14 protein-coding genes are annotated in these 15,805 nt (G+C 55.5%); 6 read left to right on the forward strand and 8 right to left on the reverse strand.

Annotated features, from left to right (window positions below):
• Positions 1-72: 72 nt before the first annotated feature.
• Genes D9A02_RS01560 through D9A02_RS01575 form a run of 4 tightly spaced genes read right to left on the reverse strand, consistent with a single transcriptional unit; the run spans position 73 to position 3,551 of the window.
• On the reverse strand, positions 73-1,215 hold the full coding sequence (locus tag D9A02_RS01560) for a saccharopine dehydrogenase family protein (protein WP_120499225.1): 1,143 nt from the start codon (positions 1,213-1,215) through the stop codon (positions 73-75).
• A 3-nt stretch (positions 1,216-1,218) separates the two neighbouring features.
• Positions 1,219-2,274, reverse strand: coding sequence for a saccharopine dehydrogenase (locus D9A02_RS01565; RefSeq protein ID WP_120499226.1), 1,056 nt, complete (start codon positions 2,272-2,274; stop codon positions 1,219-1,221).
• A complete protein-coding gene (locus D9A02_RS01570) occupies positions 2,271-2,888 on the reverse strand; it encodes a glutathione S-transferase family protein (protein WP_120499227.1) in 618 nt (205 codons plus the stop codon). The genes D9A02_RS01565 and D9A02_RS01570 overlap by 4 nt, the downstream gene beginning before the upstream one ends.
• Positions 2,889-2,900: 12 nt before the next feature.
• Positions 2,901-3,551, reverse strand: a complete 651-nt coding sequence (locus tag D9A02_RS01575) for a histidine phosphatase family protein (RefSeq protein WP_120499228.1) — start codon at positions 3,549-3,551, stop codon at positions 2,901-2,903.
• Positions 3,552-3,839: 288 nt separating this feature from the next.
• Between D9A02_RS01575 and fdhF the strand changes: the two genes are divergently transcribed.
• Complete coding sequence (gene fdhF / locus D9A02_RS01585) at positions 3,840-6,614, forward strand: formate dehydrogenase subunit alpha (protein WP_120499230.1); 2,775 nt, start codon at positions 3,840-3,842, stop codon at positions 6,612-6,614.
• A gap of 119 nt (positions 6,615-6,733) precedes the next feature.
• Here the strand turns inward: fdhF and D9A02_RS01590 are convergent, their stop codons facing one another.
• The 3 genes from D9A02_RS01590 to D9A02_RS01600 are packed head-to-tail and all read right to left on the reverse strand — an operon-like array spanning position 6,734 to position 8,072.
• Positions 6,734-6,982: a WGR domain-containing protein gene (locus D9A02_RS01590; RefSeq protein ID WP_120499231.1), complete on the reverse strand. Its 249-nt coding sequence runs from the start codon at positions 6,980-6,982 to the stop codon at positions 6,734-6,736.
• Positions 6,983-7,032: 50 nt separating this feature from the next.
• A complete protein-coding gene (pyrF, locus tag D9A02_RS01595) occupies positions 7,033-7,725 on the reverse strand; it encodes an orotidine-5'-phosphate decarboxylase (RefSeq protein ID WP_120499232.1) in 693 nt (230 codons plus the stop codon).
• A gap of 53 nt (positions 7,726-7,778) precedes the next feature.
• On the reverse strand, positions 7,779-8,072 hold the full coding sequence (locus D9A02_RS01600; RefSeq protein WP_120499233.1) for a hypothetical protein: 294 nt from the start codon (positions 8,070-8,072) through the stop codon (positions 7,779-7,781).
• 264 nt (positions 8,073-8,336) lie between these two features.
• Here D9A02_RS01600 and clpB point away from each other — a divergent pair, with 264 nt between their 5' ends.
• The 3 genes from clpB to D9A02_RS01615 all read left to right on the forward strand — a co-directional run bounded on the left by clpB (position 8,337) and on the right by D9A02_RS01615 (position 12,359).
• Entirely contained in the window at positions 8,337-10,955 is a 2,619-nt protein-coding gene (gene clpB, locus D9A02_RS01605; RefSeq protein ID WP_120499234.1) for an ATP-dependent chaperone ClpB, read from the forward strand.
• 66 nt (positions 10,956-11,021) lie between these two features.
• The gene (locus tag D9A02_RS01610; protein WP_120499235.1) at positions 11,022-11,849 is read left to right on the forward strand and encodes an SDR family NAD(P)-dependent oxidoreductase; all 828 of its coding nucleotides are present in this window, start codon (positions 11,022-11,024) and stop codon (positions 11,847-11,849) included.
• Between the two features lie 63 nt (positions 11,850-11,912).
• Complete coding sequence (locus D9A02_RS01615; protein WP_120499236.1) at positions 11,913-12,359, forward strand: hypothetical protein; 447 nt, start codon at positions 11,913-11,915, stop codon at positions 12,357-12,359.
• Positions 12,360-12,385: 26 nt separating this feature from the next.
• Here D9A02_RS01615 and D9A02_RS01620 read toward each other — a convergent pair whose 3' ends face one another.
• Positions 12,386-13,261, reverse strand: a complete 876-nt coding sequence (locus D9A02_RS01620; protein ID WP_120499254.1) for a DMT family transporter — start codon at positions 13,259-13,261, stop codon at positions 12,386-12,388.
• Between the two features lie 122 nt (positions 13,262-13,383).
• On the opposite strand from D9A02_RS01620, the gene D9A02_RS01625 reads away from it, so the two are divergent.
• Positions 13,384-14,766: a PLP-dependent aminotransferase family protein gene (locus tag D9A02_RS01625; RefSeq protein WP_120499237.1), complete on the forward strand. Its 1,383-nt coding sequence runs from the start codon at positions 13,384-13,386 to the stop codon at positions 14,764-14,766.
• A gap of 96 nt (positions 14,767-14,862) precedes the next feature.
• Positions 14,863-15,672 carry a hypothetical protein gene (locus D9A02_RS01630; protein WP_120499238.1) on the forward strand — a complete coding sequence of 270 codons (810 nt, stop codon included), beginning with the start codon at positions 14,863-14,865 and terminating at the stop codon, positions 15,670-15,672.
• Positions 15,673-15,805: the final 133 nt, after the last annotated feature.

A 15,805-nucleotide genomic window follows, 5' to 3' on the forward strand; every position in this document is an offset into this window, starting at 1 on the left:
TATAAAGATTTTTCCTCTAGAATTTAAGCGAGAATGTTACTGGGCGGGCATTTCTGTCCACCCTCATATTTCTCATGCCAAATGATCCACGACCATCAGGTGTTGCGCCAGCGTGTTAACCTCGCCCAGATAGCGCGCGACCAGTTTGGGGTCGTGGGGGGCGGGGCTGACGCCGGCGGGGATTTCGCGGTTGAGGACGGATTCAATCGCGAGGGACAGAGGGATTGATACGAGACGGGCCATTGCCGTGCCGCGTTCGTCACCCCAGGCGTCCATGACATAGGTTTTGTGCCAGACGGGCGCGCCGTCTTTCTCGGCCTTGAGGTCTACACACATGACCACACGATCCGGTTCACCTTCGTCATAGGAGTTTTCAGCCCAGAAGGTATCGGACATCTCTTTCAGGCGGGCGTCGCCTTCGGGGCCTTCCAGCGTTTCGACCTCGGCAAAGACGTCTTTCCATGCGTCGGCCCAGCCGTTCAGGCGCAACGTGCCGCGGACGAATTCCTTGACCCGCCAGTTGGTGTCGAACTGGTAGTCTTCCATGAAGGGCAAGGAATCGCGGTTTGGGTAAACCTCAAAGCTTTCGGGGGTGGCCAGCGGCGCGTCATAGGTTGAGATCGCATCCCATGGGCGGGCGACGTTCAGCTCTGTAAAGTGTTTGATTGAGCGGGACGGGGAGCGCAGCGCCTTGAGAACGCCCAGAGGCGACCAGCTGAATTTGTAGCGGAACGGGTTGGGGTGTTTCGGGATGCCACCGCAGTAGGATTTGAAGCTGAGGTCATTGCCAGCGTCATATGCGTCTGACTGACGGTAATCGGCCACCAGTTGGTGCGCCATCAGGTGGTCGATGCCGGGATCAAGGCCAATCTCATTCACCACAGATACACCACGTACCAGCGCCTTGGCGTGCAGCTCGCGCATTTCAGGCGCGATATAGGAGGAGGAGACAAAATGCGCGCCCTTGTTGATGCACATTTCGGCCAGTGGCACGTGCCAGTCACCGGGCAGCATGGAGACCACGAGATCGCCCTCGTTCACATCGGCCGAGATGGCGTCGAACTCAAAGGCTTTGATCTTGTCGGTCAGATCGCCAACCGCTTCCTCTGCCTTGGCGGTTGTCCGGTTCCAGACGGTGATGTCATGACCGGCCTCGATCAGGCGTCGCAATCCCGGAATGGCCGAAAGGCCGGTGCCGCACCAATGAATTGTCATGTCTCAGATCCCTTTCGTGTGGGTGTTGAAGGTGGCCTCGGCCCGGGCCCAGACGCCTGATGTCAGGTCGGTGAGGGTTCGTAGCGAGGGCAAGAGTTGTGCTGCGTAATCCTCAGAAGATTCGCGGGGCAGAAGCGAGGGCAGGTTGTCGATGGCCATCACGTCCAGTGGTGGTGTGTCATGTGCGCGGACTACGGGCGCGTTCCAGTCGGTGGCGCGGGTATAGACCGGCACCGGGTTGTAATCGCTGTCCGGGTCGCAGGCGACATCGCCGATCGCGGTCAATATGCGATCTGCGGTCAGGGCGGATTGCGGTACAAACACTGGTGTCCCCGGGCGGGCAAGGATGCAGTTGAAGAATAGATTATGCTGCAGGATCTCGGGGAACGGGCCGCCTGTTGACGTTTCTGCCATGTCCCATTTGGTGACCGCGATGCCCATCGCCTGACACAGGTCTGCGGCACCAGTGCCGACACGGCCAAGCGCGCCGATCACGATGGCGGTTGGGGTGCCTGCATCTGTTGCGTGGAGGTCGTTGGCCAGATCGGCCAGGAGGGCATCTTTGTTTTTATAGGTCGAAACGGCGGGGCAAATGCCGCCTTGCTTTTGCGCGGTCCAAGCCTTGAGCGTGACGGCCGCACCAGCGTAGCCGGCCCAATAGCCAAAGGCGGCAACGCGGCGGCCGTCCTCGGCCACCAGATATTCCAGATCATAGAGCGTGCCGCCGCCAGCCTTGAACCGATCTAGCAGGGCCTTGCCAGAGTGCTGCCCCTTAAAGGCGTGGCCGAACATGATGTGGCGGTGTGGCAGCGGTGTGCCATCCTCGGGCAATTCTTTGAGGCCGAAGATGATTGCGTCTTTTGGTGCGCTGGGCCAGCTGTTCTCGGCCACGATTTCACAACCTGCATCGATATAGCCGTCGATGGGAATCGCGCGAGTGGGGCTTTTTTCAATGCTGACTTTTATGCCTGCTTTGATCAGGGATGCGGCCCCGTCGGGCGTTAGGCCGACGCGTTCTTCATTTTCGCGCTGCTCAGCGCGCACCCAGAGGTGTGTCATGGTATCAGTCCCAAGTCTTTGACGGCCTGAACGGCCGGGCGTTCGTTCATTGCGGCCATAAAGGCCTGAATTTTTGGAAACTTAGTGACATCCACATCGTCCCCTTCAAGCCAGCAACAAATCGCATAAAGCCACGGATCTGCAAGGCTGTAATTTTGGCCCATCACATAGGGCGCAAAGGTGGCATGTGATTCGAGATAGGTGCAGCAGTCACCCATGGTTTCGGGCACCTTGGAGCGCATGTCGTCAAAGGAGTTTTGCTGTGTGGCCCAGCGGGAACCGCGCAGTTTATGGGCATGGGCAACATGCATGGTGCTGGCGAGATAATTCATTACTTCACGCATCTTCGCGGTCTCAAACATACTGTCAGGTGTGAGGCTGGCCTGCGGTATGACGGCGGCGATATATTCCAGAATGGCCCCGGTTTCGGTCAGGATGCCGTCGGGCGTTTCCAAGGCAGGAACGCGGCCTTTGGCGTTGACCTTACTATAGGCACCGCCGGTTTGTTCGCCCTTGGTGAAATCCACAATCTGCAGGTCGAAATTAATTCCCGCCTCTTTCAAGGCGATGGCAGAGGCCACTGCGATGGTGCCGGGCATGGCGTAGAGTTTCATGGTTGAGATCCTTTAGATAAACGTCCGGGCGTGGGTGCGATCAGGCGCGTCAAGGTGCGGCGTCGCGTTGAAGCCTGCTAATAAGAGCTGATCGTGGATGAAATGCAATCGATGGACGGAGCTGTTCATGACTTGCAGCATGACCTTGGAGGCCATGTCCGGTGCGAGGCCCAGTACGTGCCGCACAACAACGCCGATGACGCCACCGGATGTGACCAGCAGGTGCCGCCCACCTTGGCCGCACAGCTCATTAATCACCCCGGTGATCCGTGCCTCAAAACCGCTGAACATCTCTGGAATGTCGGTCAGTTGATCCTGTGCCCAGTGGGAAATGAGCACGGGCAGGTGATGCGCGTATTCCTGTGGCGATTGCGGGGCCGGGATCTTGTGCTGCTGCTCGAGCGCCTTTGCGATGGCGAAGTAGTTCAACTCATTCAGACGGGCGTCTTGTTTTGAAATCTCATACCCCATCGAGCGGGCGGTATCGACCTGCCGGTGCAAAGTGCCGGTGATCACCTGATCAAAGTGTGGATTTGTGGCGGTCATATGCTTGCCCAACCAATTGGCTTGTTGGTGGCCCAGCTCGGAGAGTTGGTCATAGCTTTTCTCATCCGTGGCATGACTGTTGGCCTGTCCGTGCCGTACCAAAATAATCTCGGTCACTGCGCGCTCTCTCACTTTAATTGGGATATGAACTTCGTTTGGTGCAGGTTAGCGCTGACGGTCCAGCGATAAAAGGGCGCAAAATCGCTTTTTGATCAGAAAGTTCAGTGCATTTTTCTGCAAAAATCACGCAATCGTCTCTTGTGATTGGGGCGGACCGTAAATTATGTTCACTATCCGAAACTAGTTGGTCACAAATGGCGCAAAAAAACGCGGTTATGTCGGGATTACCGGTCATCAAACGGGGCTCGCGTGATCTATGTGTTACCGCAACCAAGGAGGCGCGCAATGTCTGAGACAATCCGATTCACCCTAGACGGCAAGGACGTCGAGGCAGAAAAAGGCCAGACAATCTGGGAAGTGGCCAACGGTCGTGGGCTGGTTATCCCGCACCTATGCCATAAACCGGCACCGGGCTATCGCCCCGATGGCAACTGTCGTGCCTGTATGGTTGAAGTGCAGGGTGAACGCACATTGGTTGCCTCGTGCATTCGTGAACCGGCTGAAGGCATGGTCGTCACCACAGATTCTGCCCGTGCCGAAAGCGCGCGCAAGATGGTTGTGGAAATGCTGCTGGCAGACCAGCCAGAAAAAGAACAATCACACGATAAATCCAGCCACCTTTGGGATATGGCAGAACTGAACGGTGTGTCCGAGAGCCGCTTTCCCAAGTTGGAAGAGGGCCGCATTCCGCTGTTGGATGACAGTCACGTTGCGATGAGTGTGAACCTTGATGCATGTATTCAATGTGGGTTGTGCGTGCGCGCCTGCCGCGAAGTTCAGGTCAACGATGTGATCGGCATGGCCGGGCGTGGGCACGATGCCTACCCGACCTTTGACTTTGCTGATCCGATGGGCGCGTCAACCTGTGTGGCGTGTGGTGAATGTGTGCAAGCCTGCCCAACCGGTGCGCTGATGCCATCGACTGTTGTTGATGAAAACCAAGTTGGAGACCGCGCTGACTTCGATTCGGAAACCGAAAGCGTTTGCCCGTTCTGTGGTGTGGGTTGTAAGGTTTCGCTGAAAGTCAAAGACGGCAAGGTGAAATACGTTGAGGGCATCAATGGCCCGGCGAACGAGGGCCGCCTGTGCGTCAAAGGTCGCTTTGGCTTTGATTATATCCACCACCCGCACCGTTTGACTAAGCCATTGATCCGTCGCGAAGACGCGCCAGCGAAGGGTCTGAACGTTGATCCGGGAAATCTGGATACGCATTTCCGCGAAGCGACGTGGGAAGAAGCGATGGATCTGGCCGCAAATGGTCTGATGAAATTGCGCGAGGATGATCCGCGCCGCGTTGCGGGCTTTGGTTCGGCCAAATGCACCAACGAAGAGGCGTATCTGTTCCAGAAGTTCATCCGCCAGGGCTTTAAGCATAATAACGTCGACCACTGTACCCGTCTGTGCCACGCGTCATCTGTTGCGGCGTTGATCGAAAACGTTGGTTCGGGCGCTGTGACCGCGACCTTTAACGAGATCGAAAACGCGGACGTGGCGATTGTGATCGGGTCAAACCCGATCGAAAACCACCCGGTTGCGGCGACATATTTCAAGCAATTCACCAAGCGCGGTGGCAAGCTGATCGTGATGGATCCGCGTGGCGTGGGCCTGCGCCGCTTTGCAACTGAAATGGTACAATTCCGCCCCGGTGCGGATGTGTCGATGCTGAACGCGATCATGAACGTGATTGTCGAAGAGGAGCTGTATGACAGCCAGTATATCCACCGCTGGACCGAGAACTGGGCGGCTGAGAAAGAGCATCTGAAGAACTTCACCCCTGAAGCAATGTCTGAAATTTGCGGCATTTCGCCAGATCAGCTGCGTCGCGTCGCACGTATCTTTGCCGGTGCCGAAGCGGGTCTGATTTTCTGGGGTATGGGTATTTCCCAGCATATTCACGGCACGGACAATTCGCGTTGTCTGATCAGCCTTGCGCTGATGACGGGTAACGTGGGTAAGCCGGGCGCGGGTCTGCATCCGCTGCGCGGCCAGAACAACGTACAGGGTGCGTCTGATGCTGGCCTGATCCCGATGTTCCTGCCCGATTATCAGACCGTGACCGATGATGGCATTCGTCAGGCGTTCACCGATGTCTGGGAAAGTGATGATTTCAGCAATGAAAAAGGTCTGACTGTGACCGAGATCGTTGATGAGATTTACGCAGGCAACATCAAGGGCATGTATATTCAGGGTGAAAACCCGGCTATGTCTGATCCGGATGTGGAACACGCGCGCGACGCCTTTGCCAAACTGGATCTGATGGTGGTGCAGGATATCTTCCTGACCGAGACGGCGAACTATGCCGATATCATTCTGCCCGCCTCGGCGCTTTATGAAAAGAACGGTACTGTGTCCAATACCAACCGTCAGGTGCAACGGGTTCGCCCGGCTGTACCGCCCCCGGGTGAGGCGCGTGAAGATTGGAAAATCACCACCGAGCTGGCGCAACGTATTGGCCTGAACTGGGATTACACCGATGTAAGACAGGTGTTTGACGAGATGAAGCTCAATATGAAGAGCCTCAACAACATTACTTGGGAACGCCTTAAGACCGAGACGATCACCTATCCGTCGCTGTCGGAGACAGATCCAGGTCAGGCGATTGTGTTTGGTGACGGCTTCCCACGCTCAGAGGGGCGTGCGCGGTTTACCCCGGCAGCTGTGATTGCACCGGATGAGGCGCCCGATGCCGAATTCCCGATGATCATGACCACTGGCCGTCAGCTCGAGCATTGGCACACGGGGTCAATGACCCGCCGGTCGAAAGTTCTGGATGCGGTCGAGCCAGAGGCGAACTGTTCATTGAATCCGAAAACCCTGCGCAACATGGGCGTAGAGCCGGGCGACATGATCCGTCTGAGCACCCGTCGCGGATCAATCGAGATCATGGCGCGAGCCGACCGTGCGATTGCCGAAGATATGGTGTTTGTGCCGTTTGCCTATGTTGAGGCGGCTGCCAACGTGCTGACTAACCCGGCGATTGACCCATATGGCAAGATCCCCGAGTTTAAATTCGCTGCTGTGCGGGTTGAGGCCATCGAAGGCCAGATCGCTGCGGAGTAAGCGGATCAGGCAGAACTGATTCAAAGGTGCGCGCCTTCGGGCGCGTACTTTTTTGTCTCGTCGGCGGCCTTTGGCCTTCTCCTCGGGTGGGTGTCACGGTTTTCTTAAAATAGAGAAGTTCAGCCCGTTGCGGCCAGCAGATCTGTGCGGCTGTAGCCGCGTTTTTGGGCGCGGTGACGGTATTTGTCCGCCATCACCGAGGCCTCGCGAAGGTTGCCATAGATACTGATCATTGAGCGGCCTTTGCCGCCTGCGATGCCCCATTCGCGCAGGACTGAGATTTCTTCAAAGAGGTTATAGGCGATTTCGACCCGGTAATAACGCGGGCGACGGGCGCGGGTACGACGATAAAGAATGCAGACAGCCATAAGCTGATTCTAGATCACAGTGATTCGGCGTGCAAGAAAAACCGATTCGGTTAGCCCTGCAACTCAGACAGAATGGCCTGTGCGGAAGCGCTTGGATTTGCTGATGCCCAGATTGGGCGGCCAACCACGATGTGATCTGCACCATCTTTGATCGCCTGTGCCGGTGTGGCGACGCGTTTTTGATCGCCCAGTGCGGCACCGGTGGGGCGCACGCCGGGGGTGACGATAAGGCGGCCTGCAGATTCTGGCAGGGCGCGGATCATTGTGGCCTCTTGCGGAGAAGCGATGACACCATCGGCCCCGGCCTCAAACGCTTTACCAGCGCGCTCGGCCACCAGATCAGGAATGTCGCCGGCTTTGATCAACCCGGCATCCAGATCCGCGCGATCAAGCGAGGTCAGAATGGTGACGGCGAGAATTTTCAGATCTTTGCCTGAGGCGCCTTCTTTGGCGGCGCGCACCACGTGCGGATCACCGTGGACCGTCAGGAAATCGAGATCGAACTGTGCGAGACCCCGCACGGCGTTTTCAATCGTTGCGCCGATGTCGAACAGTTTCATATCCATAAAGATACGTTTGCCGTGATCTTGCTTGAGCTCATTTGCCAAGGCCATCCCGCCACCGGTCAACATGCCCAGCCCGATCTTGTAGAACGAGACGTCATCGCCAAGTTGCTGGGCCAGTTGCAGGCCAGCAAGAGCGTTGGGGACATCAAGGGCGACAATCAGGCGGTCATCAGACATGGTATTTCCTTTGCGCAAAACCTGCGCCCTTGTCGCGATCTGGGGCGCAGGCGTCAAGCAGCAATCAGGCGACGAAGCTGTTGGATGACTGGGCTGGATTGCGGCGCATCACTGAGATCACGCAGGTCGCGGCGCAGGCGCAGGATGGGCGAGGGAGCCTTGTGCGCGGCTTTAGCTTTTTGCGACAGGCGGCGTGCGATGATTTTGAAATCGGCATGCAGTGGCGCGCTGACCTGACTGGGGTATGAATAGACGGCCCCGTCGTCGTGAATACGGACCAAAGCCTCAAACCCGCTGTGTTCGGGGTTGTAGCGAATATCGTCGAGCTGGAGTTTCTCGATTTGCATTTTATGTCTTCCTTCTGCTCGGGCCTCACGTTCTGGGCCTGTGGATAACTTTTGAATAAATGGGATGCAGGGCCTGTTTTCCAAGGGGTTTCACAAAAAAGTGCCAATTTGACGCTGCGTCAGCGAATTGAGTGTAAAACTGTGGCGTTGGGTCTTGAACGAAACGCGATAGTTGCCCATTTATTGTGCAGAGGTTCCTAGAGTGACGCATGCTGCCTGGCGGGTGCGCAAGATTATGGGAACGCTTAAGAAAAGGAGAACAAGATGGACTTGAACAAGTTCACAGAGCGGTCGCGCGGATTTTTGCAGGCGGCCCAAACGATTGCGATGCGGGAGAGCCATCAGAAACTGGCACCCGAACATTTGCTTAAGGCATTGATGGATGATGATCAGGGGTTGGCAAGCAATCTGATCAAACGCGCCGGTGGCGCGCCCGAACGTGTGATGCAATCTTTGGAGCAATCGATTGCAAAGATTCCACAGGTTTCAGGCGATACCGGCCAGACTTATATGGATCAACAAACTGGCAAGGTCATTGCTGAGGCTGAAAAGCTTGCCAAGAAAGCAGGCGACAGCTTTGTGCCGGTTGAACGGCTGCTGACGGCATTGGCTGTGGTGAAGAGCCCTGCCAAGGACGCGCTGGAAGCCGGGGCTGTCAGCGCGCAGAAGATCAATGAGGCGATCAATGACATTCGCAAAGGCCGTACCGCTGATAATGCCAGCGCCGAAGATACCTATGAGGCGCTTGAAAAATATGCGAGCGATCTGACCAAGGCCGCATCTGAGGGCAAGATTGACCCGATTATTGGCCGTGACGATGAAATTCGGCGGGCGATGCAGATCTTGAGCCGCCGGACCAAGAATAACCCTGTTCTAATTGGTGAACCGGGTGTGGGTAAAACCGCGATTGCCGAAGGGTTGGCCTTGCGTATTATCAATGGTGACGTGCCTGAAAGCCTTGCCAACAAGCGGTTGTTGTCTTTGGACATGGGTGCGCTGATTGCTGGTGCCAAATATCGTGGTGAGTTTGAGGAACGCTTGAAAGCGGTTCTGAATGAGGTGACCTCAGCTGCGGGTGAGGTGATCTTGTTCATTGACGAGATGCACACGCTTGTAGGTGCGGGTAAAACCGATGGCGCGATGGATGCTGCGAACCTGATTAAGCCTGCTTTGGCGCGGGGTGAGTTGCATTGTATCGGCGCGACCACACTGGATGAATACCGTAAACATGTTGAGAAAGACGCAGCTTTGGCGCGGCGGTTCCAGCCTTTGGTGGTGGAAGAGCCGACGGTTGAAGACACGATTTCGATCCTGCGCGGGATCAAGGAGAAGTATGAGCTGCACCACGGGGTGCGGATTTCGGACAGTGCCTTGGTCACGGCTGCGACGCTGAGCCATCGTTATATCACCGACCGGTTTTTGCCGGATAAGGCGATTGACCTGATGGACGAAGCGGCGAGCCGCCTGCGCATGGAAGTTGATAGCAAGCCAGAAGAGCTGGATGCGTTAGATCGTGAGATCCTGCAAAAGCAGATCGAGGCGGAAGCGCTTAAGAAAGAGGATGATGCCGCCAGCAAAGATCGACTTGAAAAGCTGGAAAAAGAGCTGGCAGATCTGCAAGAGCATTCTGCGGAGATGACAGCGCAATGGCAAGCCGAACGGGACAAGCTGGCGGGTGCGCGTGACATCAAAGAACAGTTGGATCGGGCACGAATAGAGTTGGAGAATGCCAAGCGCGCAGGCGATCTGGGTAAGGCCGGAGAGTTGTCATATGGCGTGATCCCATCGCTTGAGAAGCAACTGGTCGAAGCCGAAGCATCGGAAGACAAAGATGTGATGGTCGAAGAGGCTGTGCGCCCTGAACAGATCGCGCAGGTGGTTGAGCGTTGGACCGGCATTCCTACGGCCAAGATGCTGGAAGGTGAGCGTGAAAAGCTGCTGGGGATGGAAGACAATCTGCATCGTCGGGTCATCGGCCAGAACGCTGCCGTGAAGGCCGTGGCCAACGCTGTGCGCCGGGCGCGTGCGGGGTTGAACGACGAGAACCGCCCCTTGGGCAGCTTCTTGTTTCTTGGGCCCACGGGTGTGGGGAAGACTGAGCTGACCAAAGCCGTGGCCGAGTTTCTATTTGATGATGACAGTGCGATGGTGCGCATCGATATGTCAGAGTTCATGGAGAAACATTCGGTCGCCCGTCTGATTGGTGCACCTCCGGGTTATGTCGGTTATGACGAAGGTGGCGTGCTGACCGAGGCTGTACGTCGTCGTCCCTATCAGGTTGTTCTGTTTGATGAGGTTGAAAAGGCCCATCCAGATGTCTTTAACGTGCTGTTGCAGGTGTTGGATGATGGTGTTCTGACCGATGGTCAGGGCCGGACGGTAGATTTCAAACAGACGCTGATTATCCTGACCTCGAATCTTGGGGCGCAGGCGCTGAGCCAGTTGCCAGATGGGGCCGATGCGGCGGATGCGCGGCGTGATGTGATGGATGCGGTGCGGGCACATTTCCGGCCTGAGTTCTTGAACCGTCTGGACGAGACTATCATCTTTGATCGGCTTGGCCGCGAAGATATGGGTGGGATTGTTGAGATCCAGATGCGTCGTTTGCTCAAACGCCTTGCCGCGCGCAAGATCACGCTGGAGCTGGATGATGTTGCTAAGAAGTGGTTGGCGGACGAAGGTTATGATCCCGTCTTCGGGGCGCGGCCATTGAAGCGCGTTATTCAACGAGCGCTGCAAGATCCATTGGCCGAGGCGATTCTGGCGGGTGACATCCTTGATGGTACCACGGTGCCGGTCACTGCCGGTACCGAGGGGCTGATCATGGGGGACCGGGTTGGCAACACCAATCAGCAACCTCCCGAAGATGTGGTGGTTCACTAACCTAAGAAAGCCCGCCTGTAATAGCGGGTTTTTTTGTATTCACGGACAGCTGAGAAAGAGGCGCCCATGACGGAATTGGCGGGACAAGTGGCCATCGTAACAGGTGCATCAGCACCACGCGGCATTGGTGCTGCAATTGTGCGGCGACTGGTAGAAGAGGGAGCCGCGGTCGTGGCGACTGATATTGATGGGGTCGTTGAAATTGAAGGCCGGATGCGCGACAGAATGGAGCTTCTGCAGGATCTAGTTGAAGATGTGCAAAACAAAAACGGGACAGCACTTGCCTTGCCTTTGGATGTTACGAACCTTGATAGCATTCAAAAGTGCATTGCTAGTGTGAAGCAGAGTTGCGGGCGTATCGATGTTTTGGTGAATAACGCCGGATCTCTGGCTGGATCTGATAGCTTCATGTCGACAACGCCGGATCAATGGCAGGTAAGTTTCGGAGTGAATTTGTTGGGGCCAATGATGTTGGCTCAGGCCGTGATACCCGAGATGCAAGCGCTTGGTGGTGGGCGTATTATCAACATCGGATCGACTGGTAGTCTTGGTGCTGAGGCTGGGTTTGGTGCGTATACCACCATGAAGCACGGTTTGGTTGGGTTGTCGAAAACCATTGCCGCAGAATTTGGTGTAGATGGCATCAGGTGCAACACCGTATGTCCGGGGTATATTATGACGGATATGCATGCAGCTGCGAACCAGCGCTTGGCGCAAGAAGAAAATGCCACGGTTGATGAGATTCAGACCCGCCGATATGCAGATGTCGCCCTGCGGGACGCGGGGTTGCCAGAAGACGTCGCCGCAGCGGTCGCCTATCTTGCGGGGCCTGGCGCGCATTACGTGACCGGTATCAATCTTCCTGTCAGCGGGGGTGTGCCTTGCGGCATTTGATGCGAAAATCAGGCGATGATGTGATTTGCTTTCAGATGAGTATGGGAGGAAACTGACTGGCATATGAAACATGCATTGCAAAACCTGACAAAGATTGGTGTTCTTTGCGCGTTGCCGTTTTCCGCGGAAGCGCAGGATCTTTGCCATGAGGTAAGGGCTATAGCTTTGAGCCTGCAGCAAGGTGCGCATCAGACAATTGAATTAAACGGTGTTGGAGATTGCCGTGCTGTGCAGGAACGCGCTGGTGCGAAGGGTGTGTTTTGCCAGCAGGCTTACCCATATCGCGCAGCGGATGCGACAAGCCGATTTATGGAACTGAACCGCGACATCAGCGAGTGCCTGCAATCACAGGCGGTTGTATCTCAGGATCAGACTGTCAATCATCCGGATTTTTATGACCTCTATCAATATAATTTGGATCAGGTGACGGTCTCGGTTTCACTAAAGGACAAAGCCAGTTTGCAGCAGACCTTTGTGTTTCTGCGGATCACTGGAATGCAGATCCCATAGTGTAGGGGTAAAAGTGTGGACGCACGTCAGGTGAATCGTTTTGCGCCAGCGACACAGGCCACCACAAACACGGTTGCCGCGATCATTGAAAGTGCGATGGGCTCATTTAGCAGCAGACCTGCCAAGATCAGCCCGAAGAACGGCTGTAGTAACTGTAGCTGACCAACGCCTGCAATGCCGCCCAATGCCAGACCGCGATACCAGAAGATAAAGCCGACCAGCATCGAGAACACCGAGACATAGCCAAGGCCAAGCCACGCGGCGGTGTCGATCCCGGCGAGACTATCCGGGAAGGTGATGAGTGCCAGCACAGCCATGACCGGCAAGGACAGAAGTAAAGCCCATGAAATGACCTGCCAGCCGCCCAGATGGCGGGATAAAACAGCGCCTTCTGCATAGCCAAGCCCGCATAAAATGATGGCCCCAAGCATCAATAAATCTCCCCTGAGCGACGCATCGGCGCTTTGGCTTAGGGCAAAGGCGACGACCGCAAAGCTGCCGGCACCAGAAAAGAGCCAAAACAGGCGTCCAGGGGCTTCGCCGCCACGCATGACGCCAAAGAGTGCGGTCGCCAAGGGAAGTAACCCGATGAACACGATCGAATGTGCTGCAGTGATATGTTGTAAGGCAAGCGCTGTGAGCAAAGGAAAGCCCACCACCACGCCGAAAGCGACGATCGCAAGTGAGGATAAATCTTTACGATTTGGCAAAGGCGCCTTCAGTAAGGCGAGAAATCCGACTGCCAGTAGCGCGGCGATCACTGCACGGGCCGATGTTAGGAAAAGAGGTGAGAAGCCCATGACCGCAACGCGGGTTGCGGGCAACGAGGCGCTGAAAATGATAACCCCCAGCAGGCCACTGCCCCAGCCCCGGCTGATGTATTGGTTGGTGGTGGTTAGCATTGGTGTCATTCCTGATTTTTGCCCATCATGCGGCATTGGGGCTGGCACTGACAGATACGCATCAATACAATAATGCCAAACTGTATTGGTATGTTTGCCCGTACACTTGCGGAGAATGATCGATGGTACCGGGAACACGCACAGAACAAGTGATAGAGGCGGTGCGGCGCAAGATTATCAGCCGTGCATTGCAGCAAGGTGAAAAGCTGCCGTCGATTCGTGGGTTTGCTGAAACGATGCAGGTTTCGCCTTCGACGGTGGTCGAAGCCTATGATCGTTTGGCTGCTGAGGGTTTAATTTATGCCCGCCGTGGGGCGGGCTTTTTTGTGGCGCAGAGCACGCAGCCGTTCACTGTGACTGAGGTGGGTCCAAGGTTGGATCGTGAGATTGACCCGTTTTGGGTCACGCGGCAATCACTGGATGCCAGCCCGCATATGGCAAAACCCGGTTGTGGCTGGCTGCCAGCAGACTGGATGCCTTTGTCAGAAATGCGACGTGCCCTAAGGGGGATTGGTCGGGCAGATGATGCGTTGCTGGCGGACTATGGTGGAACGCGCGGGTTTCACGATTTGCGCCGGTTGTTGGCACGCCAATTCGTGGATGAAGGTCTTGGGGTCAGCCCTGATGAGATCCTGTTAACATCATCCGGGACGCAGGCCATCGATTTGATCTGTCGCTTTTTGCTGAGGCCGGGCGATACGGTACTGGTTGATGATCCGTGTTATTTCAACTTTCAGGCCTTGCTTAGGGCGCATCAGGCCAAGTTGGTCACGGTGCCTTATACTAAAGATGGTCCCGACCCGGCGCGGTTTGCACAGGTTTTGCGAGATCATAAGCCAGTGCTTTATATCACCAACTCTTCGCTACATAATCCGACGGGTGCGACCATTGCGCCGCAGATTGCTCATAAGATTTTGACGCTGGCGGCTGCACATAAGTTAACGATTATTGAGGATGATATTTTTTCCGCATTTGAACCGGAACCATCTGTACGGCTGGCAGTTCTGGACGGGTTAGAGAATGTCATACGTATTGGCAGTTTTTCCAAAACCCTGTCGGCGTCTGTGCGATGTGGATATATCGCCGCCCGGCCTGAGTGGATAGAGGCATTGGTTGACTTACAGGTGGCGACAAATTTCGGTGGGCCTAGCCCGGTTGCGGCGGAACTGGTCTATTCGGTGCTTAGCACAGGTGGCTATCGCAGGCACATGGATGGCCTTCGCGATCGCCTAGCCAGATGTCGCCGGGATGCCGCCAAACGGTTGTCATCGCTGGGCATCACGCCTTGGTTGATGCCGCGTGGTGGGCTTTATTTATGGTGTGAATTGCCGTGCAAAGTGGACTCTGCCGACCTTGCGCGTCGTGCCCTTGCCGATGATGTGGTGCTTGCGCCGGGCAACGTCTTTAGCGTGTCGCAGTCGATGGCGGGCTTTATGCGTTTCAACGTTAGCCAGATGGGGGAGTCTGGGGTTTATGAGACATTGAGCGCTTGCATGAATGAATGAATTTTTAGTCACCCAAAGCGGATCGTCGCTTTACATTGAAACGGCAAATAAGAGACAATGCGGCTTAAGGCTCGTTGCAGATCCAAAGGGGATATAATGTCACTCAATCGTCGCCCTGTTGCGTCTCTCTGGATCGGAGAACGCTTGCAGTACCTCAATCAGTTGTGCCTGAAATCACATCTGCGCCACGGGCATCCGGTCACACTGTATTGCACTGACAATGTCACCAATGCCCCCGAAGGGGTTGAGGTGCGCCCTGCGACCGAGATTATGGACATTCCGATGGACATTGTTGAGAAGACCTCGGCTTCGTTCTTATCCAACGTGTTTCGCTACAAGATGATCCGCAAAACCGGTGCCGTGTGGATTGATTGCGATGCCTATTGCCACAAGCCGTTTCCTGATGAGTGGGACTGGATTTTTGCCGGTCATGGCATGCGAGGGGCTCTCAATTGTGGCGTGGTTGGTTTGCCGCAGCATTGTGAACTGATGGATCAGCTGCTGGATTACTATGATAACCTGCCAGATTATCCAGCTTGGTGGGGTAAGAACCAACGCAAGAAACTGGATAGACTTGACGATAGTTTGCCTCATGCGGTGAAAATCTACAAAGCAGAACGCACCGCCTTTGGACCGCAGGCCTTCACTCATTTTGCCAAACAAACTGGTGATTTTGAACGTGCGATGACCCCTGATGCGCTATATCCGGTGCCTTTCCAGTTGAACGATATTTTCTATGATCCGCATGGACGGGTCGAAGGCTGGTTCACAGATCAGACGGTTTCAGTGCATCTGTACACTAACGGCACCAAACCGTGGTGGCGTAAGCATGTGCCATTGGAAAATTCCTATGCCTGGCGCATGTGTCAAGAGGTTGGCATTGACCCTTCCGAGGCCTTGGAATGAACTTATAAAAAATATCGATAGACGATATGCTTCGCGGTGAGGATGCCAGTAGGTCGAGGAACGGGTCTGTTGTCGCATACATGATGGCGGGCGTCATCTACAGTGGCGGGTTCAGCTAAGTGGAAAGTCTTAT

The organism is Roseovarius sp. EL26 (assembly GCF_900327775.1).
Taxonomy (GTDB): Bacteria; Pseudomonadota; Alphaproteobacteria; order Rhodobacterales; family Rhodobacteraceae; genus Roseovarius.

What these genes read in the sequence shown, in the direction of transcription:
- D9A02_RS01560 (WP_120499225.1), bottom strand. Translation starts at nt 1,215, where the DNA reads ATGACAATTCATTGGTGCGGCACCGGCCTTTCGGCCATTCCGGGATTG.
- D9A02_RS01565 (WP_120499226.1), bottom strand. Translation starts at nt 2,274, where the DNA reads ATGACACACCTCTGGGTGCGCGCTGAGCAGCGCGAAAATGAAGAACGC.
- D9A02_RS01570 (WP_120499227.1), bottom strand. Translation starts at nt 2,888, where the DNA reads ATGAAACTCTACGCCATGCCCGGCACCATCGCAGTGGCCTCTGCCATC.
- fdhF (WP_120499230.1), top strand. Translation starts at nt 3,840, where the DNA reads ATGTCTGAGACAATCCGATTCACCCTAGACGGCAAGGACGTCGAGGCA.
- D9A02_RS01590 (WP_120499231.1), bottom strand. Translation starts at nt 6,982, where the DNA reads ATGGCTGTCTGCATTCTTTATCGTCGTACCCGCGCCCGTCGCCCGCGT.
- pyrF (WP_120499232.1), bottom strand. Translation starts at nt 7,725, where the DNA reads ATGTCTGATGACCGCCTGATTGTCGCCCTTGATGTCCCCAACGCTCTT.
- D9A02_RS01600 (WP_120499233.1), bottom strand. Translation starts at nt 8,072, where the DNA reads ATGCAAATCGAGAAACTCCAGCTCGACGATATTCGCTACAACCCCGAA.
- clpB (WP_120499234.1), top strand. Translation starts at nt 8,337, where the DNA reads ATGGACTTGAACAAGTTCACAGAGCGGTCGCGCGGATTTTTGCAGGCG.
- D9A02_RS01610 (WP_120499235.1), top strand. Translation starts at nt 11,022, where the DNA reads ATGACGGAATTGGCGGGACAAGTGGCCATCGTAACAGGTGCATCAGCA.
- D9A02_RS01615 (WP_120499236.1), top strand. Translation starts at nt 11,913, where the DNA reads ATGAAACATGCATTGCAAAACCTGACAAAGATTGGTGTTCTTTGCGCG.
- D9A02_RS01620 (WP_120499254.1), bottom strand. Translation starts at nt 13,261, where the DNA reads ATGCTAACCACCACCAACCAATACATCAGCCGGGGCTGGGGCAGTGGC.
- D9A02_RS01625 (WP_120499237.1), top strand. Translation starts at nt 13,384, where the DNA reads ATGGTACCGGGAACACGCACAGAACAAGTGATAGAGGCGGTGCGGCGC.
- D9A02_RS01630 (WP_120499238.1), top strand. Translation starts at nt 14,863, where the DNA reads ATGTCACTCAATCGTCGCCCTGTTGCGTCTCTCTGGATCGGAGAACGC.